The 25,311-nt window shown below is 47.4% G+C and carries 21 protein-coding genes; all 21 read left to right on the forward strand.

The genetic code is table 11. The annotated features are described in order from the left end of the window. The first annotated feature begins 181 nt into the window (after positions 1-181). The 21 genes from rpsB to pnp all read left to right on the forward strand — a co-directional run bounded on the left by rpsB (position 182) and on the right by pnp (position 25,273). Positions 182-880, forward strand: a complete 699-nt coding sequence (rpsB, locus tag ACDE64_RS09015; RefSeq protein ID WP_411346137.1) for a 30S ribosomal protein S2 — start codon at positions 182-184, stop codon at positions 878-880. Between the two features lie 250 nt (positions 881-1,130). Beyond that, positions 1,131-1,781 carry a translation elongation factor Ts gene (tsf, locus tag ACDE64_RS09020; RefSeq protein ID WP_367056499.1) on the forward strand — a complete coding sequence of 217 codons (651 nt, stop codon included), beginning with the start codon at positions 1,131-1,133 and terminating at the stop codon, positions 1,779-1,781. A 185-nt stretch (positions 1,782-1,966) separates the two neighbouring features. Continuing rightward, positions 1,967-2,695, forward strand: coding sequence for a UMP kinase (gene pyrH, locus ACDE64_RS09025; RefSeq protein ID WP_411346138.1), 729 nt, complete (start codon positions 1,967-1,969; stop codon positions 2,693-2,695). After that, positions 2,695-3,249, forward strand: coding sequence for a ribosome recycling factor (gene frr, locus ACDE64_RS09030; RefSeq protein ID WP_411346139.1), 555 nt, complete (start codon positions 2,695-2,697; stop codon positions 3,247-3,249). The genes pyrH and frr overlap by 1 nt, the downstream gene beginning before the upstream one ends. Before the next feature lie 63 nt (positions 3,250-3,312). Continuing rightward, positions 3,313-4,077, forward strand: a complete 765-nt coding sequence (locus tag ACDE64_RS09035) for an isoprenyl transferase (protein WP_411346140.1) — start codon at positions 3,313-3,315, stop codon at positions 4,075-4,077. A gap of 47 nt (positions 4,078-4,124) precedes the next feature. Then, positions 4,125-4,925, forward strand: a complete 801-nt coding sequence (locus ACDE64_RS09040) for a phosphatidate cytidylyltransferase (RefSeq protein ID WP_411349743.1) — start codon at positions 4,125-4,127, stop codon at positions 4,923-4,925. A 39-nt stretch (positions 4,926-4,964) separates the two neighbouring features. Then, positions 4,965-6,110 carry a 1-deoxy-D-xylulose-5-phosphate reductoisomerase gene (locus tag ACDE64_RS09045; protein WP_411346142.1) on the forward strand — a complete coding sequence of 382 codons (1,146 nt, stop codon included), beginning with the start codon at positions 4,965-4,967 and terminating at the stop codon, positions 6,108-6,110. A gap of 184 nt (positions 6,111-6,294) precedes the next feature. After that, positions 6,295-7,572, forward strand: a complete 1,278-nt coding sequence (gene rseP, locus ACDE64_RS09050) for an RIP metalloprotease RseP (protein WP_411346143.1) — start codon at positions 6,295-6,297, stop codon at positions 7,570-7,572. Between the two features lie 366 nt (positions 7,573-7,938). After that, complete coding sequence (gene proS, locus ACDE64_RS09055; RefSeq protein WP_411349744.1) at positions 7,939-9,396, forward strand: proline--tRNA ligase; 1,458 nt, start codon at positions 7,939-7,941, stop codon at positions 9,394-9,396. 267 nt (positions 9,397-9,663) lie between these two features. Continuing rightward, positions 9,664-13,983: a PolC-type DNA polymerase III gene (locus tag ACDE64_RS09060; RefSeq protein ID WP_411349745.1), complete on the forward strand. Its 4,320-nt coding sequence runs from the start codon at positions 9,664-9,666 to the stop codon at positions 13,981-13,983. 374 nt (positions 13,984-14,357) lie between these two features. Then, the gene (rimP, locus tag ACDE64_RS09065; protein ID WP_411346146.1) at positions 14,358-14,819 is read left to right on the forward strand and encodes a ribosome maturation factor RimP; all 462 of its coding nucleotides are present in this window, start codon (positions 14,358-14,360) and stop codon (positions 14,817-14,819) included. Between the two features lie 34 nt (positions 14,820-14,853). Beyond that, positions 14,854-15,951: a transcription termination factor NusA gene (nusA, locus tag ACDE64_RS09070; RefSeq protein WP_411349746.1), complete on the forward strand. Its 1,098-nt coding sequence runs from the start codon at positions 14,854-14,856 to the stop codon at positions 15,949-15,951. 123 nt (positions 15,952-16,074) lie between these two features. Further along, a complete protein-coding gene (gene rnpM, locus ACDE64_RS09075) occupies positions 16,075-16,383 on the forward strand; it encodes an RNase P modulator RnpM (RefSeq protein ID WP_411346148.1) in 309 nt (102 codons plus the stop codon). Then, positions 16,376-16,717, forward strand: coding sequence for a YlxQ family RNA-binding protein (locus ACDE64_RS09080; protein WP_411346149.1), 342 nt, complete (start codon positions 16,376-16,378; stop codon positions 16,715-16,717). The genes rnpM and ACDE64_RS09080 overlap by 8 nt, the downstream gene beginning before the upstream one ends. Further along, positions 16,692-19,199, forward strand: coding sequence for a translation initiation factor IF-2 (gene infB, locus ACDE64_RS09085; protein ID WP_411346150.1), 2,508 nt, complete (start codon positions 16,692-16,694; stop codon positions 19,197-19,199). The genes ACDE64_RS09080 and infB overlap by 26 nt, the downstream gene beginning before the upstream one ends. A 14-nt stretch (positions 19,200-19,213) precedes the next feature. Next, on the forward strand, positions 19,214-19,576 hold the full coding sequence (gene rbfA, locus ACDE64_RS09090) for a 30S ribosome-binding factor RbfA (RefSeq protein WP_411349747.1): 363 nt from the start codon (positions 19,214-19,216) through the stop codon (positions 19,574-19,576). Positions 19,577-19,594: 18 nt separating this feature from the next. Then, positions 19,595-20,572: a DHH family phosphoesterase gene (locus ACDE64_RS09095; RefSeq protein WP_411349748.1), complete on the forward strand. Its 978-nt coding sequence runs from the start codon at positions 19,595-19,597 to the stop codon at positions 20,570-20,572. Continuing rightward, positions 20,569-21,564: a tRNA pseudouridine(55) synthase TruB gene (gene truB, locus ACDE64_RS09100; RefSeq protein ID WP_411349749.1), complete on the forward strand. Its 996-nt coding sequence runs from the start codon at positions 20,569-20,571 to the stop codon at positions 21,562-21,564. Before ACDE64_RS09095 ends, truB begins: the two co-directional genes overlap by 4 nt. 67 nt (positions 21,565-21,631) lie before the next feature. Beyond that, on the forward strand, positions 21,632-22,570 hold the full coding sequence (locus ACDE64_RS09105) for a bifunctional riboflavin kinase/FAD synthetase (protein ID WP_411349750.1): 939 nt from the start codon (positions 21,632-21,634) through the stop codon (positions 22,568-22,570). Between the two features lie 150 nt (positions 22,571-22,720). Continuing rightward, positions 22,721-22,990, forward strand: a complete 270-nt coding sequence (gene rpsO, locus ACDE64_RS09110) for a 30S ribosomal protein S15 (protein ID WP_367056550.1) — start codon at positions 22,721-22,723, stop codon at positions 22,988-22,990. A 174-nt stretch (positions 22,991-23,164) separates the two neighbouring features. Then, complete coding sequence (gene pnp / locus ACDE64_RS09115; protein ID WP_411346155.1) at positions 23,165-25,273, forward strand: polyribonucleotide nucleotidyltransferase; 2,109 nt, start codon at positions 23,165-23,167, stop codon at positions 25,271-25,273. The last annotated feature ends 38 nt before the right edge of the window (positions 25,274-25,311 follow it).

A 25,311-nucleotide genomic window follows, 5' to 3' on the forward strand; every position in this document is an offset into this window, starting at 1 on the left:
CATAGTCAGTAAGAAAATATTGATGTTGCAACAGACGATATATTTATGATATATTAACTAATGGTGTTAAAACACACGCATTCCGATTTCGCGCAGAGGTGCTTTTCGTATGAGAAGTTTTGCCGGAAGATGAAGGATGCGGAGGCACACACAAAACCAAACCATTAGGAGGAACACAAACATGGCAGTTATTTCCATGAAACAGCTTCTCGAAGCTGGCGTACATTTCGGTCACCAAACTCGTCGTTGGAACCCGAAAATGGATCGTTACATCTTCACTGAAAGAAACGGTATCTACATCATTGACCTGCAAAAAACGGTTAAAAAAGTTGACGAAGCATACAACTTTGTAAAATCGGTTGCAGCTGACGGCGGTACAATTCTGTTCGTTGGTACAAAAAAGCAAGCTCAAGATTCCGTTAAGGAAGAAGCTGAGCGCGCTGGTCAATTCTACATCAACCAACGTTGGTTGGGTGGTACACTGACTAACTTTGAAACGATCCAAAAACGTATCAACCGTCTGAAAGAACTGGAAAAATGGGAAGAAGACGGTACTTTCGAAGTACTTCCTAAAAAAGAAGTAATCTTGCTTCGCAAAGAAAAAGATCGTCTGCAAAAATTCTTGGGCGGTATCAAAAACATGAAAGGTCTGCCTAGCGCCCTGTTCATCATCGATCCTCGTAAAGAGCGTATCGCTGTTGCAGAAGCACGCAAACTGAATATCCCAATCGTAGGTATCGTTGATACAAACTGCGATCCAGACGAAATCGACTACGTTATTCCAGGTAACGACGACGCGATCCGCGCTGTTAAACTGTTGACTGGAAAAATGGCTGATGCGGTTATCGAAGCAAACCAAGGCGAACAAACAACTGCATAATTGCCGCTTGTGCGTCGATATAGCAATACATGCTTTCTAAAAATAAAAGGGTGGTTGGTAGGTGTAAACCTTTCACTGCCCTTTTTTTAAGGTAATCGGGAATTTTATTTCCCGGTGAAATATGGTAAGCTTCTACTGGATATGGTTGAAGCGGCGGCTGTGATGCCGTCAGCGGCGTGCAATTGGTAACAATTGTAGCGTTCCGCACATGTACTTACATTAAACTTTTGACTATATGGAGGTCACACTAATGGCAGTTAACGCAAGCGCAGTAAAAGAGCTTCGTGAGAAAACAGGCGCAGGTATGCTGGATTGCAAAAAAGCGCTGGAAGAAACAAATGGCGATATCTCGAAAGCAATCGACGTACTTCGTGAAAAAGGTCTGTCCGCAGCAGCAAACAAAGCTGGTCGTGCAGCAACAGAAGGTACAGTTGAATCTTACATCCACGCTGGCGGACGTATCGGCGTACTGGTAGAAATCAACTGTGAAACTGACTTTGTTGGTAAAACAGATCAATTTAAAGACTTTGCTCGCGACATCGCTATGCAAATCGCAGCAGCAAGCCCGCTGTATGTTCGTCGTGAAGAAGTACCTGCTGAAGCGATCGAAAAAGAAAAAGAGATCCTGAAAGCACAAGCACTGAACGAAGGCAAACCAGAGAAAATCGTTGAAAAAATGGTTGAAGGCCGCATCAACAAGTACTATGAAGAGTACTGCCTGATGGAGCAATCGTTCGTTAAAGATCCAGACAAAACAATCAGCCAACTGCTGAACGAAAAAATCAGCACAATCGGTGAAAATATCTCCATCCGTCGCTTCGCTCGTTTTGAGCTGGGTGAAGGTCTGGAGAAAAAAGAAGATAACTTTGTTGAAGAAGTTATGGCACAGGTTAAACGCTAATCTTCCAAGCCGGAAGATGGACATACCGGAAAACGATTCGGAAATACAAACAAGGGAGGGGACACAACATGTGTTCCTTCTTTTGTAAAATCGTTTAATTACGGCAACCTAGAAACGGCGTAGCCGGTAGCAATTGCCGGTATCATCGTGATCATAACCAAATTTACAAAGTGGAGGGTATGCATTTGAATAAGCCTGTATTTAAAAGAGTGGTCTTGAAAGTCAGTGGTGAGTCGTTGTCGGGTACGGCTGGATATGGCATTGAAGCGAGTACGATTGCTTCGATCGCAGACCAGATCAAAGAAGTTGTCGCACTGGGTGTAGAAGTTGCAGTCGTATGCGGCGGCGGTAATATCTGGCGCGGTATTGCAGGAAGCCAGGGCGGTATTGATCGTGCAACGGCTGACTATATGGGCATGCTGGCCACAGTGATGAATTCGCTGGCACTGCAAGATGCACTGGAGCAAATCGAAGTGCCTACGCGTGTACAGACTTCCATCGCAATGCAGCAGATTGCTGAGCCATACATCCGCCGGAGAGCGATCCGTCATTTGGAAAAAGGACGCGTAGTGATCTTCGCGGCAGGAACAGGCAATCCATTCTTCTCCACAGATACAACAGCAGCACTTCGTGCAGCTGAGATCGAAGCAGAAGTGATTTTGATGGCTAAAAACAAAGTGGATGGTGTGTACTCGGCGGATCCGTTCAAAGATCCAACGGCACAAAAATTCGAACAGCTTACATACCTCGAGGTGCTGAACCAGAATCTGGGCGTTATGGATTCAACTGCATCTTCGCTGTGTATGGATAACAATATTCCATTGATTGTATTTGCAATTACCGAACAGGGCAATATTAAACGCGTTGTACTGGGCGAAAAAATCGGAACTACTGTTAAAGGGAGTGTAGACTAATGCCTCAAGGAATTAAGAAAAGCGCCGAAGAACGCATGCAAAAAGCGATCCAGGCACTAGGTCGCGATTTGTCGACACTACGTGCAGGACGTGCAACACCTTCCATTTTGGATCGTGTACAGGTGGAATACTATGGAGCACTGACACCGGTAAACCAGCTGGCAAACATTACAACACCAGATCCGCGCACACTGATCATTCAGCCATGGGATAAAACATCGCTTGGCGATATTGAGCGCTCGATCATGAAATCGGATCTCGGTCTGACACCTGCGAACGACGGTAACATCATTCGCCTGTCCATTCCGGCACTGACAGAAGAACGCCGCGCCGAGCTGGTCAAACTGACTAAAAAATTCGGTGAGGAATCCAAAGTAGCGATCCGTAACATTCGCCGCGATGCGAATGACGATATCAAAAAACTTGAAAAAACAGATATCTCTGAAGATGAATCGCGTGGTCATCAGGAAGATGTACAAAAGCTGACCGACCGTTTCATCAAGGAAGTCGACAACGTACTTGCTGCGAAAGAAAAAGAGATTATGGAAGTGTAAGAGACTTGCGACCCCTCCGAACGGTGGGGTTTGTCTCTTTTCACACTGTATGGAGGAAAAGTGATGTTCAAGCGTGTTCGCTCGTGGTTGGATAAAGACGAACAACAGCATACCAGCGAGCTCTCGCCGGATAATGTTCCCCATCATATCGCCGTTATTATGGACGGAAATGGTCGTTGGGCGAAAAGTCACGGTATGCCTCGTGTCATCGGACACCAGAACGGCATGAAAGCCGTTAAACGGGCCACTATGGCCGCCGACGAACTTGGAGTTAAATATTTGACGATGTATGCCTTTTCTACGGAAAACTGGAAAAGACCGAAAGACGAAGTGGATTTTCTAATGAAGCTGCCTGCTGAATTTGTAGCAACCGAGCTGGATGAGTTGGTTGAACGCAATGTACAGGTACGCCTGATGGGTGATAAAAGTATTCTCCCTTCCTATACACTAGAACCGCTGGAAAAAGCGATGCGTGATACGGAACACAATACCGGTCTTGTACTGACATTTGCCTTGAATTATGGTAGTCGGATCGAGATTACCGAAGGCGTTAAGCAGATGGTGAATGCTGTGCAGGAGGGCAAGCTGTCTGTCGATGACATTACACCGGATACATTCGGTCAAGTACTGCAATCATCCGGGTTGCCTGATCCTGATCTGTTGATTCGTACAAGCGGAGAGCTGCGTCTCAGCAACTTTATGCTGTGGCAGCTGGCTTACAGTGAATTGTGGTTTACACCGATTTACTGGCCGGAATTTGGCAAAGAACATATGATCGAAGCAGTAGCGGAATATCAGCGCAGAATACGCAGATATGGCGGGCTGTAAGCCGTACTAACGGCGATACCCCTGTTGTTTCGGATGGAGGATAAATTGTGAAAGAGCGGATAATCACTGGTATCATAGCCGCAATCGTATATCTGGGACTTTGTCTCTTTGGAGGGTATGCGTATCAAACCCTTTTATTGGTGATGGCGCTTGTCGGATTTTATGAATTTGCAACGATGACAAAGGCGGCTCCATTTGGAGCACCGGCGGTGATCGGTTACATTAGTGTCGCATATATGCTGTTTCCCTGGACACTAATGGATCTGACACCGCCATTGTCGGTTGATCATATGATATGGATCGTCATGCTGTTGCTGCTGTCGATTACGGTGATTACCAAAAACCAGCAGGACATCAAGCTGATGGCGTTGCTGTTTATCGGTGCATTTTATATCGGTACTGGGTTTTCCTATATTGCCGAGACGAGGCAAGCACCGGACGGTCACGGTTTGTTCTGGACCTTTATGCTGCTTTGTTCCATCTGGGCTAGCGATATCGGAGCGTATTTTACAGGGAAGACGCTTGGCAAAAATAAACTCTGGCCTTCGATTAGTCCTAATAAGACGATAGAGGGTGCTGTAGGCGGTATCTTTTTTGCTATGCTGGCAGCGGTCGCTTTCTCGATCATCTCGCCGACGTTATTTCATATTGGCAATGCGTTGTTGATCGGTCTGGCGGCAGCGGTTGTTGGGCAAATGGGCGATTTGATTCAATCTGCGTATAAGCGTGTGTATGGCATCAAAGATTCGGGCAAAATCTTGCCGGGGCATGGCGGTATTTTGGATCGCTGTGATAGTTGGCTGATGGTTTTCCCGTTTGTGCATATTTTGATGCTTATGCCGTTCTGATCATTTGCAACAATACAGGTACTCAAGACGGAGGCTACAATGAAAAAGATCGCGATTCTTGGTTCAACTGGTTCGATTGGTACGCAGACGCTGGATGTGGTTCGTACCCATGCAGATCAATTCAAAGTGGAAAGTCTGGCTGCTGGTAGCAATGTAGAACTGGTTGTGGAGCAAGCGCTGGAATTCCAGCCGAAGATAGTATCCGTTTCAACAAAAGAACTGGCAGAACAGGTACGTGAGCGATTACCACAATCCATGACCGTGCATTACGGAGAGCAAGGGCTGATTGAAGTGGCTGCTCATAATGATGCTGATACTGTAGTTACAGCGGTGATGGGCAGTATGGGTTTGCCATCGACACTGGCAGCGATTGATGCAGGCAAAATGATTGGTCTTGCTAATAAGGAGACACTGGTTACTGCGGGTCATCTCGTGAATGAGCGTGCTCGCAACAAAGGTGTTCAGATTTTGCCAATCGACAGCGAGCATTCAGCACTATTTCAATGTCTGAATGGGGAGCCGCGTGAGCGTATTACTGAGCTGACATTAACAGCATCCGGCGGTTCATTTCGTGATCGTACACGGGATCAACTGCGTGATGTGACCGTAGCGGACGCACTCAAGCATCCGAATTGGTCAATGGGCGCCAAAATCACGATCGATTCCGCCACGATGGCGAATAAAGGATTGGAAGTTATCGAAGCGCATTGGCTGTTTGGGATGACGTATGATCAGATCTCGGTCGTACTGCATCCTGAGAGTATTATTCATTCATTTGTAGAATTTGCCGATACTAGCATTATTGCGCAGCTGGGCAATCCAGATATGAGAGTGCCGATCCAATACGCACTGACATATCCAGATCGTCAGCCGTCTCCTTCGACTCGATTGTCGCTGACAAAGGTCGGTCAGTTGAATTTCCGCGAGATGGATTATGAGCGTTTTCCATGTTTGCGTATGGCGTTTGAAAGTGGACGTGCAGGTGGAACAGCTCCGACGGTATTCAATGCAGCGAATGAAATTGCGGTGTCTCGCTTTTTGAAGGGTGAAATTTCCTTTTTGACCATTGAAGACATTATCGAAGATGCGCTTCAACATCATGTCGTCATATCTTCCCCTGATCTGGAAACGATCCAGCATGTAGATGCAGAGGTTCGTCAGCGTGCTGCTGTCGCATTTGCCTAATGTATTGTTGTCTCTGATTGTCAATAAGATCGTATAGATTATCCCTGTGTATTATGGAAACTATTTCATGTATTCCTCATCCCGCTGCTTGTAAGTAGACGGAGAAAAGTGATAATCTAATGGAGTACGAACGCTCTGATCGTACAGACTTCGGTCGCAAGCATATGAAGGAGGATTTGGCAATTTGGAGACACTTCAAGTAGTTATTATGACGGTACTCATGTTTTTCGTTATCGTTACGGTGCATGAATGGGGACACTATTTTTTCGCCAAACGTGCTGGAGTACTCGTACGCGAATTTGCAATAGGATTCGGTCCCAAGCTGTTTTCATATAAAAAGGACGAAACCGTATTTACACTCAGACTGCTGCCGTTTGGCGGCTATGCACGGATGGCAGGCGAAGACCCGGAGCTGGCGGAAATTCAGCCCGGACAGACCATTGCCGTACGGATGGCAGACAATCAGGTCAAATCGATTTTCGTCGATCAACTGGATAATCGTCGCAACGTAATCCGCGGTGAAGTAGAGTCCATTGATCTAGTGGACGATCTGAAGATTGTCATGAATGTGGATGGCGAAGTGCAGACGTTTGATGTGCATCCGCAAGCGATGATGACGGTAAAAGGGCAAGAGATTCAGATTGCTCCACGTAATCGTCATTTTAATAGCGCTTCGGTTGGACAGCGTGCATTGTCTATCTTTGCAGGTCCAGCGATGAACTTTATTTTGGCGTTTGTGCTTTGTCTGATCTTCGTACGCATGACTGGCGTGCCGGTCGATAATCCGACAGGTGTTGTTCTCGGTCAGGTAACCGAATCATCAGCAGGCGCAGCAGCCGGATTGCAAAAAGGTGATATCGTTGAGGAGATCAACGGTACCGTTATCGGTGGTGACTCCGCCAAAATGATTCAATTGATCGAGCAATCGCCAAACAAAGCGATGGAATGGAAAATTGATCGTGGTGGTCAGGAGCAGACATTGTCTGTGACACCAAAAGCCGATGCTAGTAGCGGTAATGTAGGTAAAGTTGGTGTAGCGGTGTCTCCTCAGACTCGTCCGGCTTCGTTTACCGAAACCTTTACCCAGGCAGGTCATCAATTTGTCGATATGAGTACAGCGATTCTGACTGGACTCAAAAAATTGGTCTTCGGACAATTTGCGATTAACGATCTGGCTGGACCGGTAGGTACGATTGACATGACGGCTCAAGTCGCACGTCAAGGTCTGGCAAGTATGATCTTATGGACAGCACTGATCAGTACAAACCTCGGGATCTTCAACTTGCTGCCGATTCCGGCGCTTGATGGAAGCCGGTTGATCTTTATCTTTGTGGAATGGATTCGTCGGAAACCAATCGAACCGAGCAAGGAAGGTCTGGTGCATGTTATCGGCTTTGCGATGTTGTTCTTGTTAATGATCGCTGTCACGTACAACGATATTTTACGATTGATCAAAGGATAACTGTTTTACAAAAATTCTGCTTTACAAAAATTCATTACATGTAACAAACATTTCAGCCAGACCCGGCATATGCACATATGTCTGTTGGTCTGGCTGTCGTCTGCTATCTGTCTTTTTTACAGAGGTAGAGTGGCTTAGATGCCGCATGTAGTAATGGATTGCGGCGAAGGCGTGACATTTCCAAGATAGCGTTCATGCTTGTTTCTAGGAAAAGATTCAAAAAAAACGTTCAGTCATGCTACAATAGATGAACAGACAGAACCGCATGCAATAGCTTGCAGTCGTTCTGAACCAAGACCAATTTAGCAGCCGTTTTGGCGGGTGCTCATTATCATAATGGTTACTTACGGGAGGATATCCACTTTTATGTCGAACGAAAAGCAGGACAAACAATTTGTAACAGAAATCACGTCACAGAGTGAAGACTTTTCACGCTGGTATATCGACGTGATCAAAAAAGCCGAACTGATGGATTATTCCCCAGTACGCGGCTGTATCGTATTCCGCCCAGACGGATACGAAATTTGGGAACATATTCAGCGTGATCTGGATCGTCGTTTCAAAGAAACTGGTCATCGTAACGCATATTTCCCACTGTTTATCCCAGAAAGCTTTTTTGAAAAAGAAAAAGAACACGTAGAAGGATTCAACCCTGAGTTGCCGTGGGTAACAGAAGCAGGCGGCGATCCGCTGGAAGAACGTCTGGCGATTCGCCCAACTTCCGAAACGATGTTTGGACATATGTACTCTCGTTGGATCCAGTCGTATCGTGATTTGCCAGTACTGATCAATCAGTGGGCAAACGTTGTACGCTGGGAGAAACGTACGCTGCCATTCCTGCGTACGAGTGAATTCTTGTGGCAGGAAGGTCATACTGCGCATGAGACAGCTGAGGAAGCGCTGGAAGAAACGATGAAAATGCTGGATGTATATACGGAGTTTGTTGAAGAATTCTTGGCAATTCCAGTTATCAAAGGTCAAAAGAGTCCATCCGAGAAATTTGCCGGTGCAAAAGCTACATACTCCATCGAAGCGATGATGAAGGACGGACGCGCTGTACAGGCAGGTACTTCCCACTATATGGGCACTAACTTTGCGGAAGCTTTTGATATTCAATTCCTGAGTCGTGAGAATAATCAGGAATTTGCTCACACGACATCTTGGGGCGTAAGTACACGTCTGATCGGTGCTCTCATTATGGTACATGGTGACGATCGCGGTCTGGCATTGCCTCCAAAAGTAGCACCAAAACAAGTGATGATCATTCCAATCGGTCCACCGAAAACACGCGATGTAGTCGTTGGACGTGCAGATGAACTGTTCGCTGAATTGAAACAAGCAGGCGTACGCGTAGGGATCGACGATCGTGCCGATGTGCGTCCAGGTTGGAAATTCAACGAATACGAAATGCGTGGTATTCCAGTACGTCTGGAAGTTGGTCCTCGCGATATTGAAAATGGCGTCTGTGTACTCGTTTCTCGCATTAGCGGTGAGAAAAAACAAGTGCCACTGGAAAATATCGTCGAAGAAGTACAAAACATGCTGGAGCAAGTACAGCAGGAAATGTATCAACGCGCGCTGTCCTTCCGTGAAGACAATATGCACGTTGTCGATACACTGGATGAAATGAAGAGCATTATGGAAGAGAAACGTGGCTTCTTTATTGCTGGCTGGGATGGCACTGACGAAACCGAGCGCAAGGTTAAAGAAGAAACAGGCGCGACGATCCGCAATATTCCATTCCAATTGGATGTGCAAAAAGAGAAATGTCTCGTAACCGGTCAACCGGCTAAGCATACCGTCGTATTTGCACGCGCTTATTAATTTTTTATGTATAGAAACACATTTGTAGTCGTATCGTTAGACAGAGGTACCAGCATGAAGACAATCGAGATCAGTGAATATGTATGATTTGATCGGATTGCACTGGACAGGTGTAACGATATCTATGTAATGAATATACGCCTGATTGAGCTTTCTCATCCGGCAGCAAAGTATAACTCAAGCAGGCAAGCTTCCAGCAAACGGAGTGGACATAGGTCCGTCACCGGTATAGACGGAAGCTTGCTGCTTTTTTCAAAGGGGGACCTCATGAGCGCAAGCGGGGAAAAAAGACAACGTTTTGAGCTGTTGATGCAGCAGGCGCAAGTGCCTGCGGGTCTGATGGAGCCCTATTTTGCGGATGGAATCATCGAGCGGGTGGAGATCAGCCGTAGCAACAAAGAGTGGAAACTGATTATCGCCAAAGATACGATAGTGCCGTCACCGACTTACCGTACGTTTTGCCGTCATATTCAGGACAAGATGAGCCATATCGCCAAAATCCGCTTTTTATTTCAATATAGTGACCAGATTGATCGTGTCCAAGTAGTCGAAGAATATTGGACACTATTTCTGGAATGGGTACAGCGCCAGATTCCGTCAGTGAACGGATGGATGACTCGTGCTAAGTTTGCCCTTAACGACGATGTATTGACGTTGACCATGACCGATCAGATGGCATTGGAATTAGCAAAGAAAAAGCAAATTGATCAGGCTATCGTTACATTTTACAACGAGTACTTTAATGTACAGCTACGGATCAAGATCGAAGTAGGCGAAACATCTAGTGAAGCGGTGCAAGCATTCCATGAACAGCGTCGTCAGGAAGATTTGTTAGAGATTGAGCGTCTGATGACCAGTGTCGAGTCGGAGCTGGAAGAAGAATTGGATGAAGACGGCGAGCCGGTTCGTTTGCAAGTTGGTTACGAGTTGAAGGAACCAGCGATACCGTTACAAGAATTGCAGGATGAAGAGAAGAAAGTCATCGTACAGGGTACGATTTTTGGTCTCGACAGCAAAGAGCTGCGTAACGGCAGTACGCTCTTCACCTTCTTTATTACTGATTTTACAGACTCATTGCAAATGAAGATGTTTGCCAAAACCAAAGAAGATCTCAAGATCATGAGCCTGCTCGCTAATGGCAAATGGGTCAAAGCACGTGGACGGGTAGAGTATGACCGGTTTATGCAAATTCCAGAACTAGCGATGATTCCATCCGACCTGAGTGAGATCAAATCGCCACCAGGACGCAAAGATGATGCGAATGAGAAACGGGTCGAATTCCATCTGCATACAACGATGAGTACGATGGATGGTATTACGACGATTGATAAATATGTAAAAACAGCAGCATATTGGGGACATCCGGCGATTGCCGTTACCGATCATGGTGGGGTGCAGTGTTACCCGGAAGCAGCCAAAGCAGCCAAAAAGCACGGTATCAAGCTTATTTACGGATTGGAAGCCAATGTTATTAACGATGCAACTGCCATCGTATTGGAACCACAACCGCTTGATCTGCGCACATCCACATATATCGTATTCGATATCGAGACTACGGGTCTGTCGATTACACAGAACAAGATTATCGAGATTGCAGCTGTAAAAATGGTAGCAGGCAAAGAAATCGACCGTTATGCCACATTTGTCGATCCACATGAACGCATTCCGTACAATATTCAGCAATTGACTAATATTACTGACGAAATGGTACGCGGCGCACCGGAGATTGATCAGGTCATTCGCGAATTTGTAGAATTTGCTGGTGATAGCATTCTGGTCGCGCACAATGCGCGTTTTGATATCGGTTTTATCCAAGCAACATTGAAAAATCACGATTTACCGGAAATGACGAATCCGGTACTGGATACGCTGGAGCTGGCTCGTTTGCTGTATCCAACGCTGAAGAATCACCGTTTGAATACACTGGCATCCAAATACAAAGTCGCATTGGAAAGTCATCACCGCGCGATTGACGATACGATCGCACTCGGCGGTATTCTGTTCGGCTTGCTAAAAGATGCCGAGCAGGAGCGTCGACTGACGCAATTGGATCGACTGAATGATTTTGTCGGTAAAGATCTGTCCAATGCTCGTCCATTCCATTGCACCATCTATGCACTAAACGAAAAAGGCAAAAAGAATTTGTTCAAACTCGTCTCGCTGTCGCACACCGAATATTTTAAACGGGTACCTCGTATCCCCAAATCGGTATTGACGCAATATCGCGAAGGTCTGCTGGTGATGTCCGGTTGCGAAAAAGGCGAATTTTTCGAAACAGTGTTGAACAAAACGCAGGAAGAAGCGGAAGAAATCGCACAATTCTACGACATACTGGAAGTGCAGCCGATGACGATGTACATGCATCTGGTGGACAAAGGTCTAGTCGGCACACCGCGTGAGCTGGAGATCGCCTTGCAAAAAATTTGCGAGATTGGGGACAAGCTCGATAAGCCGGTAGTAGCAACAGGTAATGTGCATTATTTGGAACCACGCGAGAAAATTTTCCGCGATATTACAATCAACGGAATTACTGGCTTTAGCCCGCTCAAAGATCAGCGCAAGCCGGAAGCTCATTTCCGCACGACGAAGGAAATGCTGGACGAATTCACCTTCCTTGGCGAAGACAAAGCGTATGAACTTGTTGTGACCAATACGCAGGCACTGGCGGAACGTTTTGAAGTGTATCCGCTATTTCCAGAGAAGCTGTTTACACCAGATCTGGAAGGGGCAGACGAAGAGATTCGTAATACGTGCTATAGCACAGCACGTTCGATCTATGGCGAAGATTTGCCGGAAGTGATCATTGCTCGTCTCGAAAAAGAATTAGAGCCGATTATTAAATACGGTTTCTCTGCCAACTATCTCATTTCCGAGAAGCTGGTGAAAAAGTCCAATGAAGACGGGTATCTGGTTGGTTCGCGGGGTTCGGTTGGTTCGTCTATCGTGGCAACTTTCCTCGGTATATCCGAAGTTAACCCGCTACCAGCACACTATATCTGCATCAACAAGGAATGCAAGCATAGCGAATGGTTCCTTGATGGTAGCGTACCGAGTGGATTCGACCTTCCAGAAAAAGAATGCCCGAATTGTGGCGGTCGATTAAAAGGCGAAGGTCAGGATATTCCGTTCGAGACGTTCCTTGGCTTTAAAGGGGATAAAGTCCCCGATATCGACCTTAACTTCTCCGGTGATTACCAGCCGATCGCGCATAACTATACAAAAGTATTGTTTGGCGAGAAAAACGTATTCCGTGCTGGTACAATCGGTACGGTTGCGGAGAAGACAGCATACGGGTTTGCCAAGAAATATGAAGAACTGCATCAGAAGAAATGGCGCGGCGCTGAGCTGAGTCGTCTGGCAGCAGGCTGTACGGGCGTTAAACGTAGTACCGGACAGCATCCCGGCGGTATCGTCGTTGTACCAGATTATATCGATGTGGAAGATGTAACGCCTGTTCAATACCCGGCGGATGATGTGAATGCGGAGTGGAAGACTACGCATTTTGATTATCATGCGTTTGAAGCCAACTTGCTCAAGCTTGATATTCTCGGACATGATGATCCGACCATGATGCGGATGTTGCAGGATTTGACCGGAGTAGATCCGACGACAATTCCGATGAATGATCCCAAAGTTATGAGCATGTTTAACTCCACCGAAGCGCTCGGTATCTCACCGCATCAGTTGCGTAGCCCAGTAGCGACTTACGGTGTACCAGAGATGGGAACCAAATTCGTACGTCAGATGTTGGTAGAATCCCAACCGTCCAGTTTTGCCGATTTGTTGCAAATCTCCGGTCTGTCTCACGGAACTGGTGTATGGCTAGGTAATGCGCAGGAACTGATCAAAAACAATACCTGCACGATCAAGACGGTAATTGGCTGTCGTGACGATATTATGTTGTTCCTGATTTATAAAGCGGGCATGGATGCAAGTCTGGCATTTAAAATTACGGAGAGTGTACGTAAAGGTAAAGGTCTGACGCAAGAATGGATCGACGAGATGAAGAACTGCAAAGTGCCACAATGGTACATTGATTCCTGTCTCAAAATCCAGTATATGTTCCCGAAAGCCCACGCCTCGGCGTATGTCATCTCCGCCGTACGTACGGCTTACTTCAAGCTGTATCATCCGATCGAATATTACGCCACCTACTTTACCGTACGGGCGGAAGATTTTGATATCGATCTATGTTGTCAAGGATACGAAGCAATCTATCGCAAAATCGAAGAGATTGAGCAGCTCGGTTTCCAAGCTTCGCCAAAGGAAAAGGCGATGCTGTCCATTTTGGAGATGGCGCTGGAAATGACGGCACGCGGCTTTACCTTCAAACCGCTAGATCTGTATCGCTCACATGCGACTTCGTTTACCGTAGATGGCAAAAGTCTGGTTCCACCATTCTCTGCGGTGCAGGGGATCGGTGATAACGCAGCACGCAATATTGCAGCATCACGCGACCATGGCGAGTTTCTGTCAATTGAGGATTTCCAACAGAAATCCAAAGCGACCAAAACGATTGTCGAGCTGATGACCCAGATGGGCTGCTTCCGCGGCTTGCCGGAAAGCAATCAGCTGTCGCTGTTCTAAGTGTTGATTGTAAGCTAGCTATAGAATGGAACATTGCAACTGGTAACGGTAGACAAAGCCATGATCACTTGTTCCTTATGATTATGCTGCTACAAAAGGCGTGCAGGTCAAGGCGAATTACTTGTCACCACTGCGGTATTATGGTATAATTTTTGAGAGTGAAGAAAGAAATAACCGTCCTGTAAAGAGTGGGGAAACCCACTCTTTACTGTTTGGTATGAGGCTGTCAGCTTATATTCACATCAGACCGCACTGCAAAAGATCGAACCGAGAGCGCTTTTTCTGGTTCGATTTTCTTTAAGCTGGGACGGTTTGCGGATACGACAGCCTGCAACAACATAACAGGATTCTAAGGTGATGGAGGGTTGGATTGTTTGAGCACACCAAAGATTAAAACGACCGTCGAGGAAATGGTGCAGCCATTTTTGGAGGAACATGGATTTGAGCTGGTCGATGTGGAATACGTAAAAGAAGGCAAAAACTGGTTTCTGCGCGTGTTTGTAGATAAAGAAGGCGGCATCGATATTGATGATTGTGGCCGGATCAGTGAGTACATGAGTGAACAACTGGATAGTCATGATCCGATCAAGGACCCTTATTTTCTGGAAGTATCTTCCCCGGGTGCGGAGCGCCCACTCAAAAAAGAGAGTGACGTTGTCAAAGCGGTCGGAAAAGATGTATTCGTAACGACCTATGAGCCGGTGGATGGTCTGAAGGAGTTTGAAGGACACCTGTTGTCATTTGACGATGGTGAACTGCTAATCGAAGCGGGTAAGAAACGCTTTACGATTTCATATGCAAAAGTAGCCAGCGCCAGACTGGCAATCATTTTTTAAACGGTAGTTTTTTGAAAGGGGGATCTTGAAGGTCATGAGTATGGATTTTATTGAGGCAATGAACGAGCTGGAACGCGAAAAAGGGATTAGCAAGGACGTGCTGTTTGAGGCGATCGAAGCTGCCCTGATTTCCAGCTACAAACGTAATTTTAATACAGCGCAAAACGTACGTGTAGATATGAACCGTAATACCGGCGCCATCAAGGTATTTGCACGCAAAATGGTTGTGGAGGAAGTACTGGATGAGCGTACCGAGATTTCGGTAAGTTCTGCACGCGAGATCAATCCTCACTTCCAACTGGAAGATGTAGCGGAGATCGAAGTAACACCGCGTGACTTTGGACGTATTGCTGCTCAGACAGCAAAGCAGGTCGTAACTCAGCGTATTCGCGAAGCAGAGCGCGGTTTGATCTACAATGCGTTTATCGATAAAGAAGAAGATATCGTTACCGGTATCGTACAGCGTCAAGATGCGCGTAACATCTATGTGGATCTTGGGAAAGTGGAAGCGGTACTGCCGCTGACCGAGCTGATGCCTAACGAGAAGTTCAACATGAACGAGCGTATCAAAGCCTACATCACCAAAGTAGAAAACACGACCAAAGGTCCTCAGATCGTGCTGTCACGCACGCATCCAGGTCTGCTCAAGCGCTTGTTTGAGCTGGAAGTTCCAGAGATCTTTGACGGTGTCGTTGAGATTCGTTCGGTTGCACGCGAAGCGGGTTTCCGCTCCAAGATCGCTGTATACTCCCGTAATACGGAAGTAGATCCAGTCGGTTCTTGCGTAGGTCCACGTGGTTTGCGTGTACAGACTATCGTTAACGAACTGCGCGGTGAGAAAATCGACATCGTGCGCTATTCCGAAAGCGTGGAAGAGTATGTAGCTAATGCACTCAGCCCTTCCAAAGTGCTGGAGGTTCAAGTGTTTGAAGAAGAAAAGATGGCTCGTGTCATCGTGCCGGATTATCAGCTGTCGCTGGCAATCGGTATCAAAGGTCAAAATGCCCGTCTGGCAGCCAAGCTGACCAGCTGGAAAATCGATATCAAGAGCGAGACTCAGGCAGAGGAAGAATTTGGACGTCCGAGAGAATTGGGCGAAGAAATGCATCAGGATTCCGTATCGGTCGACTAAACCTTCCCGTTTGTGCTTGACCGGATGACTGTTGATCCAAGCATCAGATGAACAGCGCATAGCTGCTTTACACTGGTACGGAGCAACAGGGCGATCCGATGCTTGAAAGGGGTTGGTTATCAAATGAAGACAAAGAAGATACCGCTGCGCAAGTGTGTCGCGTGCCAGCAAATGATGCCCAAAAAAAGCCTGGTACGTATCGTTCGTACACCGGAAGATCAGGTAGAGATTGATTTGACCGGTAAAAAATCGGGTCGTGGCGCTTATGTATGTGCCACGCAAGCTTGCTTCCAGCTGGCACAGAAAAGTCGTGCGTTTGATCGTGCGCTCAAAGTGCCGGTAAGCCAAGAAATTTATGAACGGCTTGCCAGCGAATTTAGCAGCGTAGAAAGCCATTTTAGTTCAGTGCAGGAGAGAGACGCTAATGAATAACGAACTATCCCTACTCGGACTTGCCATGCGTGCCGGAAAAGTACTTTCCGGGGATGAGCTGGTGCTGAAGGCCATTCGTTCCCGTGAAGCTGCGCTCGTAATCCTCGCTGGTGATGCTTCCGCCAATACGCAGAAAAAATTCCGCGATAAGTGCAGCAGTTATCAAATCCCGCTGTTGGTCGGTTACGACCGCGACAGTCTGGGAACCAGTATTGGAAAAGAAGGTCGTGTTATTATCGCACTGACCGATCAAGGGTTCGCAGGGCTTCTCCGTAAACGAATAGGGAATTCGTCGGAGGTGGAATATATTGAGTACACAGGAGCAGAAGGATAAACTGAGAGTTTATGAATATGCGAAATCTCTCAATATGAGCAGCAAGGAAATCATTACGATCTTGAAAAAACTGAATGTACCGGTCAACAATCACATGAGCGTTATGGAAGACGGCGCCGTGGGGAAAGTGGAACAATTTTTCAAAAATATCAAATCGAACGCTGCTGCCGATCGGCAGAACAGCGAAACGAATACATCGGCGGACGCTTCGGCGACGCACGAAAAAAATGAAAAGCAGGTAGGTATGGATATAAAAACTCAGAACAACTCATCCAATGGGAATAACAGGTCCCAAAGCGGTTCTAGCAATTCTGCTAATCGCTCTAACTCGTCGTCTAGTCAAAATAACAGTAATCGCAGTGGACAAAGCTCTAACCAATCGGGTAACCGTAGCACGTCGCAAGGCGGCAACCGTCAGCCTAGCGCTGCTTCTCGTCCACAATCCGGTTCTTCTTCGCAAAACCGTCAACCTTCGGGTTCGGTAAGAACATCCCAAGGCGGGAATTCTTCCAGCGACAACCGTAGCGGTGGTGGCAACAGTGGTAACAGCAACCGCGGTGGCAATAGCGGCGGCGGTAATCGCAGCAACAGTAATAACCGTGGCGGTAATGGCGGTGGCAATCGTTATGGTAACAACAACGGTAACCGCAATAACAGTCGTGGTGGCAAAGGTCGCGGTGGCAGAAACTTCAACAACAACCAACCGCCACGCGAGAAAATCGATAATACGCCGAAGAAAATCATCGTTCGCGGTGAGATGACTGTCGGTGAAACAGCTAAATTGCTGCACAAAGATGCTTCTGAAGTAATCAAGAAACTGATCAGCAGCGGTGTAATGGCAACAATCAACCAAGAGCTTGATCTGGAAACGATCCAACTGATCGCTGACGATTATGGCGTTGAAGTAGAGATCAAAATTCCAGTTGAAGACGATCGTTTTGAAACGGTTGAAGAAGTGGATGATGAAGCCGATCTGAAAGCTCGTCCTCCTGTTGTTACAATCATGGGTCACGTCGATCATGGTAAAACAACGTTGCTGGATGCAATCCGTTCCGCTAACGTAACTGGTGGCGAAGCAGGTGGTATCACGCAGCATATCGGTGCATACCAAGTCGAAATCAACAAAAAGAAAATCACATTCCTGGATACACCGGGTCACGAAGCGTTTACCGCTATGCGTGCTCGTGGTGCGCAGGTAACGGATATTACAATCATCGTTGTTGCAGCGGATGACGGCGTTATGCCACAAACCGTAGAGGCGATTAACCACGCCAAAGCGGCAGGTTTGCCAATCATCGTAGCAGTTAACAAAATTGATAAACCAGGTGCAAACCCGGATAAAGTAAAACAAGAACTGACCGAGTATGAACTCGTACCGGAAGAGTGGGGCGGCGATACGATCTTCGTTAACGTATCTGCAAAACAGCGTACTGGTCTGGAAGACCTGCTGGAAATGATCCTGCTCGTGGCTGAAGTTAACGACTACAAAGCCAATCCGAACAAACGTGCTCGCGGTGCGGTTATCGAGGCCGAGCTGGATAAAGGTCGCGGTCCGGTAGCTCGTATTCTAGTACAACACGGTACACTGAAAGTCGGCGATGCATTTGTTGCCGGTAACTGTTTCGGACGTATCCGTGCTATGGTAAATGATAAAGGACGTCGTCTCAAAGAAGCTGGTCCTTCCACACCGGTCGAAATTACTGGTCTGACTGAAGTTCCACAAGCAGGCGATCCGTTCATGGTATTCGAAGACGAGCGCAAAGCCCGTTCGATTGCCGACAAACGTGCAATTACACATCGTCAGTCCGAGCTGGGTGCGAACACCCGTGTAACGCTGGATGATCTGTTCCAGCATATCAAAGACGGCGAAATCAAAGATCTGAACGTCATCATCAAAGGCGACGTGCAGGGTTCGGTCGAAGCCCTCAAAGGCTCACTCGAAAAAATCGAGGTGGAAGGCGTTCGCGTCAAAATTATCCACCGTGGCGTAGGTGCCATCAACGAATCCGATATCATTCTGGCAGCAGCATCCAGTGCTATCATTATCGGTTTCAACGTTCGTCCTGATGTTCAGGCGAAACAAACGGCAGAGCAGGAGCAAGTCGACATTCGTCTGCACCGCGTAATCTACAACGCGATCGAAGAAATCGAGCAAGCGATGAAAGGGATGCTGGATCCAGAGTACAAAGAAGTGGTTATCGGTCACGCCGAAGTGCGTAACACCTTCAAAATCAGCCGCGTAGGTACAATCGCAGGTTGCATGGTTACTTCCGGTAAAATTACCCGTTCTGCGGAAGCACGCTTGATCCGCGACGGCATCGTTATTTTCGAAGGCAAGATCGATTCCCTCAAACGCTTCAAAGATGATGCCAAAGAAGTGGCACAAGGCTACGAGTGTGGTATCACGCTGGACGGCTACAATGATATGAAGGACAACGATACAATCGAAGCCTTTATCATGGAAGCTGTAGAGCGCAAATAACGAGGTGAAAAACAATGGCTAAGATTAGAACAGGACGAGTAGGCGAGCAGATCAAAAAAGAACTGAGCCTGCTGATCCAAAACGAACTCAAAGATCCGCGTATCGGTTTCGTGACCGTTACCGGTGTTGATGTAACCAATGACCTGTCACAAGCTGAGGTATACCTCAGCGTGATGGGCGATGACGAACAAAAAAAAGGTTCACTCAAAGGAATCGAAAAAGCATCCGGTTTCCTGCGCTCCGAACTCGGCAAGCGCATCCGGTTGCGTCATACGCCTGAACTGCTGTTCAAGTTTGACGAATCGATTGCTTACGGTAATCGCATCGACGAACTGATTAATCAGATTCATCGCGATGATTCCGGCAAAGACGAGTAAACCTCAAAGGAGACGGCAATGCAGACCTATGAACAGTCTCTTCTTGATGCCAAAGCATTTGTAGAAGAGCATGACAATTTTCTGGTGGTTTCGCATGTTCAGCCGGACGGAGACGCAGTCAGTTCCACGGTAGTTGTGGGCTGGCTGCTGTCTTGTCTCGGCAAACAATTTACCCTTGTCAATGAAGGTCCGATTCCGAAACGGATGCAATATCTGACCCTTTCCGGCGACATAATTAATTTGCTGGAAGATGGCGGCAAGCGGGAATACCAACATATCATCTGTGTCGATTGCGCAGATTTCAAGCGCGTCGGTCTGGTGAAAGACTGGATGGCAGAATCGGCGTCCATGTTGAACATAGATCATCATCCGACGAATGATCGTTACGGTACTGTCAATGTTGTCAAAGATGACGCTGCGGCGACCGCTGAGGTATTGTTTGATTGGATCAATCTCTTTGATGTCGAGTGGACCAAAGAAGCGGCAGAAGCGATTTATACCGGTCTGCTGACAGATACGGGTGGCTTCCGCTATTCCAGTACATCGCCAAAAGTGATGGAGATTGCATCCAGACTACTAGAGCTGGGCGTCAAAGGGCCAGATCTGGCAGAAACGTTGTTGGAAGAAGTAACGTTGCCGCAGGTAAAAGTGCTTGGTCTGGCATTATCCACACTGGAGCTGGAAGAGGATGGCCGGATTGCGCATGTTTACGTAACACCGGAGCATATGATTCAGGCAGGTGCGGAGAATGAAGATCTGGAAGGGATCGTCAATTATCCGCGGAATATTCAAGGCGTCGAAGTTGGTATTTTCTTCAAAGTCATTGACGATTATGCGGTCAAAGCCAGCCTGCGTTCTGCGGGTAGAATCGATGTGGCAGCAGTCGCTCAGCATTTTGGTGGCGGTGGACATATCAAAGCGGCAGGATGCCGTATGGAAGGCAGCCTGGAACAGGTGAAGCAGCAAGTCGTTTCGTATATAAAGGAGCTTTTATGAACGAGTTTGATGGTGTACTGGCAATACACAAACCGGCAGGCTTTACATCTCATGATGTAGTAGCAAAAGTGCGTCGACTGGTGAGCATGAAGCGCATTGGTCATACCGGCACGCTGGACCCGGCGGTCACTGGGGTATTGCCACTTTGTTTGGGCCGTTCCACCCGCATTGTTGAATATTTGCAGGAAATGCCCAAGGAATACGTCGCGGTGCTGCGTTTTGGCGTAGCAACCGATACCGAGGATATGACTGGCGAGATTATCGAGCAGGTGGCAAAGGTAGAACTGGAAGAAGAACAAGTGTGTGACGTCCTCAAAGGACTAACCGGTATCATTTCACAAGTGCCACCGATGTATTCCGCTGTCAAAGTGGATGGCAAACGCTTGTACGAGCTGGCACGCGAAGGGAAAACCGTTGAGCGAAAAGCGCGCGAAGTGCAGATTCATGAGCTGGAAATGACAGGCTGGGTGCCAGGTGATCATCCGGAAATATCGTTCCGTGTTCTCTGTTCCAAAGGCACGTATATTCGCACACTTTGTGTGGATATCGGTCGCGCACTGGGCGTGCCATCCACGATGGTACAGCTTATACGCACACAGTCGGCAGGCATTACACTGGACAAATGTGTTACATTTGAACAGATTGAACAGCTGATGGAGCAAGGTGCATTGGAACAGTATTTGATTCCACCAGATCAGGCAATGTCGGCATTGCCTGCTTATACGGTAGATGCGGCGGTATACAAGCATACATTGCAAGGCAAGCATATCGCGATGAACCATATTGCACCAAGAGAATCGCAATTTGTACCTAATGAACAGTCGCCACAGGGAGAACAGACTTTGTTCGCGGACGTTTCTGCGGAAAACGGGAGTACTACTACGGCTGAGCAGCTGCTCAAGCTGTATGCGCCAGACGGTACGTTTATCGGTATTTTCGAGCGCGATGATCAGGCAGCCAAGATTGTGCCGGTCAAAGTATTTTTACCCTGATGATTCTGACATCATGAGACCAGCTTGAGTAAACACATTCATTTGTAGAAATGCGGGTGATATCACAGTGAATATAGTAAGGTTGGCTTATCCATGGCCGAAAGACGGCATTCCGCACGCAGCAGGCCCGCAGGTGATGGTCATCGGTCAGTTTGACGGTGTTCATCTCGGACATGCCAGCGTTATCGATTATGGCATCCGTCTGGCGCGGCGTCTAGGCATTACCGCTTCCGTCATGACCTTTGACCCGAATCCGAAGGAAGTGCTTGGCAAAGGCGATTATGAAGGCTATCTGACTCCGCTTGCGATCAAAGAAGAAATTCTGCGTAGCATGGGTGTCGATACGCTTTATATAGCAGAGTTCAATCACGCATTTGCAGCCGTGACACCAGAGCAGTTCTATGAACAAATGCTGGTGCCGTTGCAGGTGCAAACTGCTGTTGTTGGTTTTGATTTTCATTTTGGTCACCGTGGTGCCGGTACACCGGAACTGCTACGTGAACTAGGACAGGATACGCTATCTGTAGAAACGGTTCCTGCCTTTTTACTGGAAGACAGCAAGGTGAGCAGCTCCGCAATCCGTCGTGCACTGCGTGAAGGCGATGCTGCTCATGCAGCATTGCTGCTCGGACGTCCGTATCAGCTTCGCGGTACAGTCGTGGACGGGGACAAGCGCGGTCGTACGATCGGATTCCCGACAGCTAATTTGCAGCTAAATGAGAAATATGTCGTTCCTCGCCCGGGTGTGTATGCAGTGCGGGTCATGGCGGACGGAGCATGGCGTGCAGGCGTGATGAATATCGGCTTCAAGCCGACGTTCCAAACCGGCGAGACACGTCCAAGCTTTGAAGCGCATATTTTGGACTTTCAGGGCGATCTGTACGGTCAGCAATTAGCTGTTGAATTGGTCGATTATATTCGTGATGAACGCAAATTCGGCTCCATTGATGAGCTGGTTACGCAGATTTCTCGAGATGCAGAATCTGCCCGTCAGATTCTTTTATAACGGCATTGCTATTTGCAATTGCGGTATGTTATACTGATCAACGTTGCTGTTTCTGATATCAGCAACATAACCTTGGCTTGGTTATTCGGTCTCACCGCCGATATCGAGGCCAATGGCGATTATTAATGAAATTTTAAGGAGGTGAATAGGATGGCATTAACTCAAGAGCGTAAGCAACAACTGATCGAGGAGTACAGAACTCACGAATCCGATACAGGATCACCGGAGGTACAAGTCGCTATCCTGACGCAAAACATCTTGAACCTGCAGGATCATTTCCGCAGCCACAAAAAGGATCATCATTCCCGTCGTGGTCTGTTGAAAATGGTAGGTCAACGTCGTAAGCTTCTGGCTTACATCAAGAAAAATGATGTTAAACGTTACAGCGCACTGATCGAACGTCTCGGTCTGCGTCGCTAAAACTAAAATGCAATTCCAAAGCAGCCTGGTTGTTCAGCCGTATGGTCTTTTCGGAGCCAACGGCGGCGGCCGGGTTGCTTTTTGTAAGTACACATATTTTTCCGGTTTCGATTTCTGGAAGGGAATCGAGACTTGATTATAGAATAGTAGGATGACCTAAAAAGGAGGAATTTCATGGAACAGCGAGTTGAAATGCAGCTCGGAGGCAGAACCCTCGTACTGGAAACTGGCCGTTTGGCCAAGCAGGCAAACGCAGCAGTAATGGTGCGTTATGGCGATACATCTGTGCTCTGTACGGTTACGGCATCTTCCGAGCCGAAAGATCTGGACTTTTTCCCTCTTACCGTAAACTACGAAGAAAAGCTGTATGCCGTAGGTAAAATTCCCGGCGGATTTATTAAACGTGAAGGCAGACCAAGCGAGAAAGCGATTCTGGCGAGCCGTCTGACTGACCGTCCGATCCGTCCATTGTTCCCGGAAGGTTTCCGGAATGATGTACAGGTTGCCAACTATGTTATGAGTGTGGAGCAGGACTGTGAACCGCAAATTGCTGCGATGATCGGTACATCTGCTGCACTGAGCATCTCCGATGTACCGTTTGATGGTCCAATCGGTGGTGTAGCTGTCGGTCGTGTCGATGGCGAATTCGTAATCAACCCAACGATTGCCCAGCAAGAAGTTAGCGAAATGTACCTCGTTGTTGCGGGTACACGTGATGCGATCATGATGGTCGAAGCGGAAGCAAATGAGCTGCCGGAAGATATCATGCTGGAAGCGATCATGTTTGGTCATGCCGAAATTCAGAACATCATCACCATTATCGAGCAACTGGTACAAAGTGCTGGTAAGCCGAAAATGGCTGTAAAATTGCATACTGTAAACAGTGATGTGAACAGTGCTGTTCGCGCATTTGCTGAAGCACGTCTCGTAGACGCGCTGAAAATTGCCGAGAAGCAAGCACGTCAAGATGCAATCGATGTAGTGAACAACGATGCGGTTGCTCATTTTGAACAACAATATGCGGAAACGCCTGAATATATGGATGATGTCAAAGAAGTGCTGCACGATATTGTCAAAGAAGAAGTGCGTCGTCTGATCACCCATGATAAAGTCCGTCCAGATGGACGTAAACTCGAAGAAATTCGTCCAATCGAATGTGATGCGAAACTGCTGCCAAGAACGCACGGTTCCGGTCTGTTCACACGTGGACAAACACAAGTACTCAGTATTTGTACACTGGGTGCACTTGGTGATGTACAGATTCTGGACGGTATCGCACCGGAAGAATCCAAACGCTTTATGCATCATTACAACTTCCCGCCATTCAGTGTCGGTGAAGCACGTCCGCTGCGTCCTCCGGGTCGTCGCGAAATTGGTCACGGTGCACTCGGCGAGCGCGCAATGTCCAAAGTTATCCCTTCGGAAAAAGAATTCCCGTACACCATCCGTGTCGTTTCCGAAGTACTGGAATCGAACGGTTCGACTTCCCAAGCAAGTATCTGCGCGAGCATCCTGGCAATGATGGATGCAGGTGTACCGATCAAAGCACCGGTAGCTGGTATTGCTATGGGTCTGATCAAAGATGGCGATCATGTATCCATCCTGAGCGATATTCAAGGTATGGAAGATCACCTTGGCGATATGGACTTCAAAGTAGCCGGTACAGCTGAAGGCGTAACAGCTATCCAAATGGATATCAAAATCAACGGTATCGACCGTTTGATTCTGTCTGAAGCGTTGGCTCAAGCACGCGAAGGTCGTCTGCACATCCTCGGCAAAATGAACGCCCTGATGGACAAACCGAGAACAAGCCTGTCTCAATATGCTCCGAAAATCGTGATCATTAACATCAACCCGGACAAAATCCGCGATGTAATCGGTCCCGGCGGTAAAATCATTAACAAAATCATTGATGAAACCGGCGTGAAAATCGATATCGAGCAAGACGGTCGCGTATTTATTGGTTCTTCCGATGAATCGATGATCCAAAAAGCACAAAAAATGATCGAAGATCTTGTACGTGAAGTGCTGGTTGGCGAAACGTATCTGGGTAAAGTAAAACGAATCGAGAAATTTGGCGCATTCGTAGAACTGATTCCAGGGAAAGACGGTCTTGTGCATATTTCTCAGCTGTCTACAGAGCGCGTAGCGAAAGTAGAAGACGTTGTATCCATTGGCGATATGATCACTGTTAAAGTCACAGAGATCGATGGTCAAGGTCGCGTCAATCTGTCCCGCAAAGTGCTGCTGACTGCCGAAGCTGGCGAAAAAGCAAACTCCTAATGATGTTCATGTCCTCATTCCTGTATTCAGGTTTGAAG

This window comes from Paenibacillus sp. WLX2291, from assembly GCF_046603665.1.
GTDB lineage: Bacteria > Bacillota > Bacilli > Paenibacillales > Paenibacillaceae > Saccharibacillus.

Excerpts from the sequence above, each read along its gene's own strand:
- rpsB (WP_411346137.1), top strand. The coding sequence starts at position 182 with ATGGCAGTTATTTCCATGAAACAGCTTCTCGAAGCTGGCGTACATTTC.
- tsf (WP_367056499.1), top strand. The coding sequence starts at position 1,131 with ATGGCAGTTAACGCAAGCGCAGTAAAAGAGCTTCGTGAGAAAACAGGC.
- frr (WP_411346139.1), top strand. The coding sequence starts at position 2,695 with ATGCCTCAAGGAATTAAGAAAAGCGCCGAAGAACGCATGCAAAAAGCG.
- ACDE64_RS09035 (WP_411346140.1), top strand. The coding sequence starts at position 3,313 with ATGTTCAAGCGTGTTCGCTCGTGGTTGGATAAAGACGAACAACAGCAT.
- ACDE64_RS09045 (WP_411346142.1), top strand. The coding sequence starts at position 4,965 with ATGAAAAAGATCGCGATTCTTGGTTCAACTGGTTCGATTGGTACGCAG.
- proS (WP_411349744.1), top strand. The coding sequence starts at position 7,939 with ATGTCGAACGAAAAGCAGGACAAACAATTTGTAACAGAAATCACGTCA.
- ACDE64_RS09060 (WP_411349745.1), top strand. The coding sequence starts at position 9,664 with ATGAGCGCAAGCGGGGAAAAAAGACAACGTTTTGAGCTGTTGATGCAG.
- nusA (WP_411349746.1), top strand. The coding sequence starts at position 14,854 with ATGAGTATGGATTTTATTGAGGCAATGAACGAGCTGGAACGCGAAAAA.
- rnpM (WP_411346148.1), top strand. The coding sequence starts at position 16,075 with ATGAAGACAAAGAAGATACCGCTGCGCAAGTGTGTCGCGTGCCAGCAA.
- ACDE64_RS09080 (WP_411346149.1), top strand. The coding sequence starts at position 16,376 with ATGAATAACGAACTATCCCTACTCGGACTTGCCATGCGTGCCGGAAAA.
- rbfA (WP_411349747.1), top strand. The coding sequence starts at position 19,214 with ATGGCTAAGATTAGAACAGGACGAGTAGGCGAGCAGATCAAAAAAGAA.
- ACDE64_RS09095 (WP_411349748.1), top strand. The coding sequence starts at position 19,595 with ATGCAGACCTATGAACAGTCTCTTCTTGATGCCAAAGCATTTGTAGAA.
- truB (WP_411349749.1), top strand. The coding sequence starts at position 20,569 with ATGAACGAGTTTGATGGTGTACTGGCAATACACAAACCGGCAGGCTTT.
- rpsO (WP_367056550.1), top strand. The coding sequence starts at position 22,721 with ATGGCATTAACTCAAGAGCGTAAGCAACAACTGATCGAGGAGTACAGA.
- pnp (WP_411346155.1), top strand. The coding sequence starts at position 23,165 with ATGGAACAGCGAGTTGAAATGCAGCTCGGAGGCAGAACCCTCGTACTG.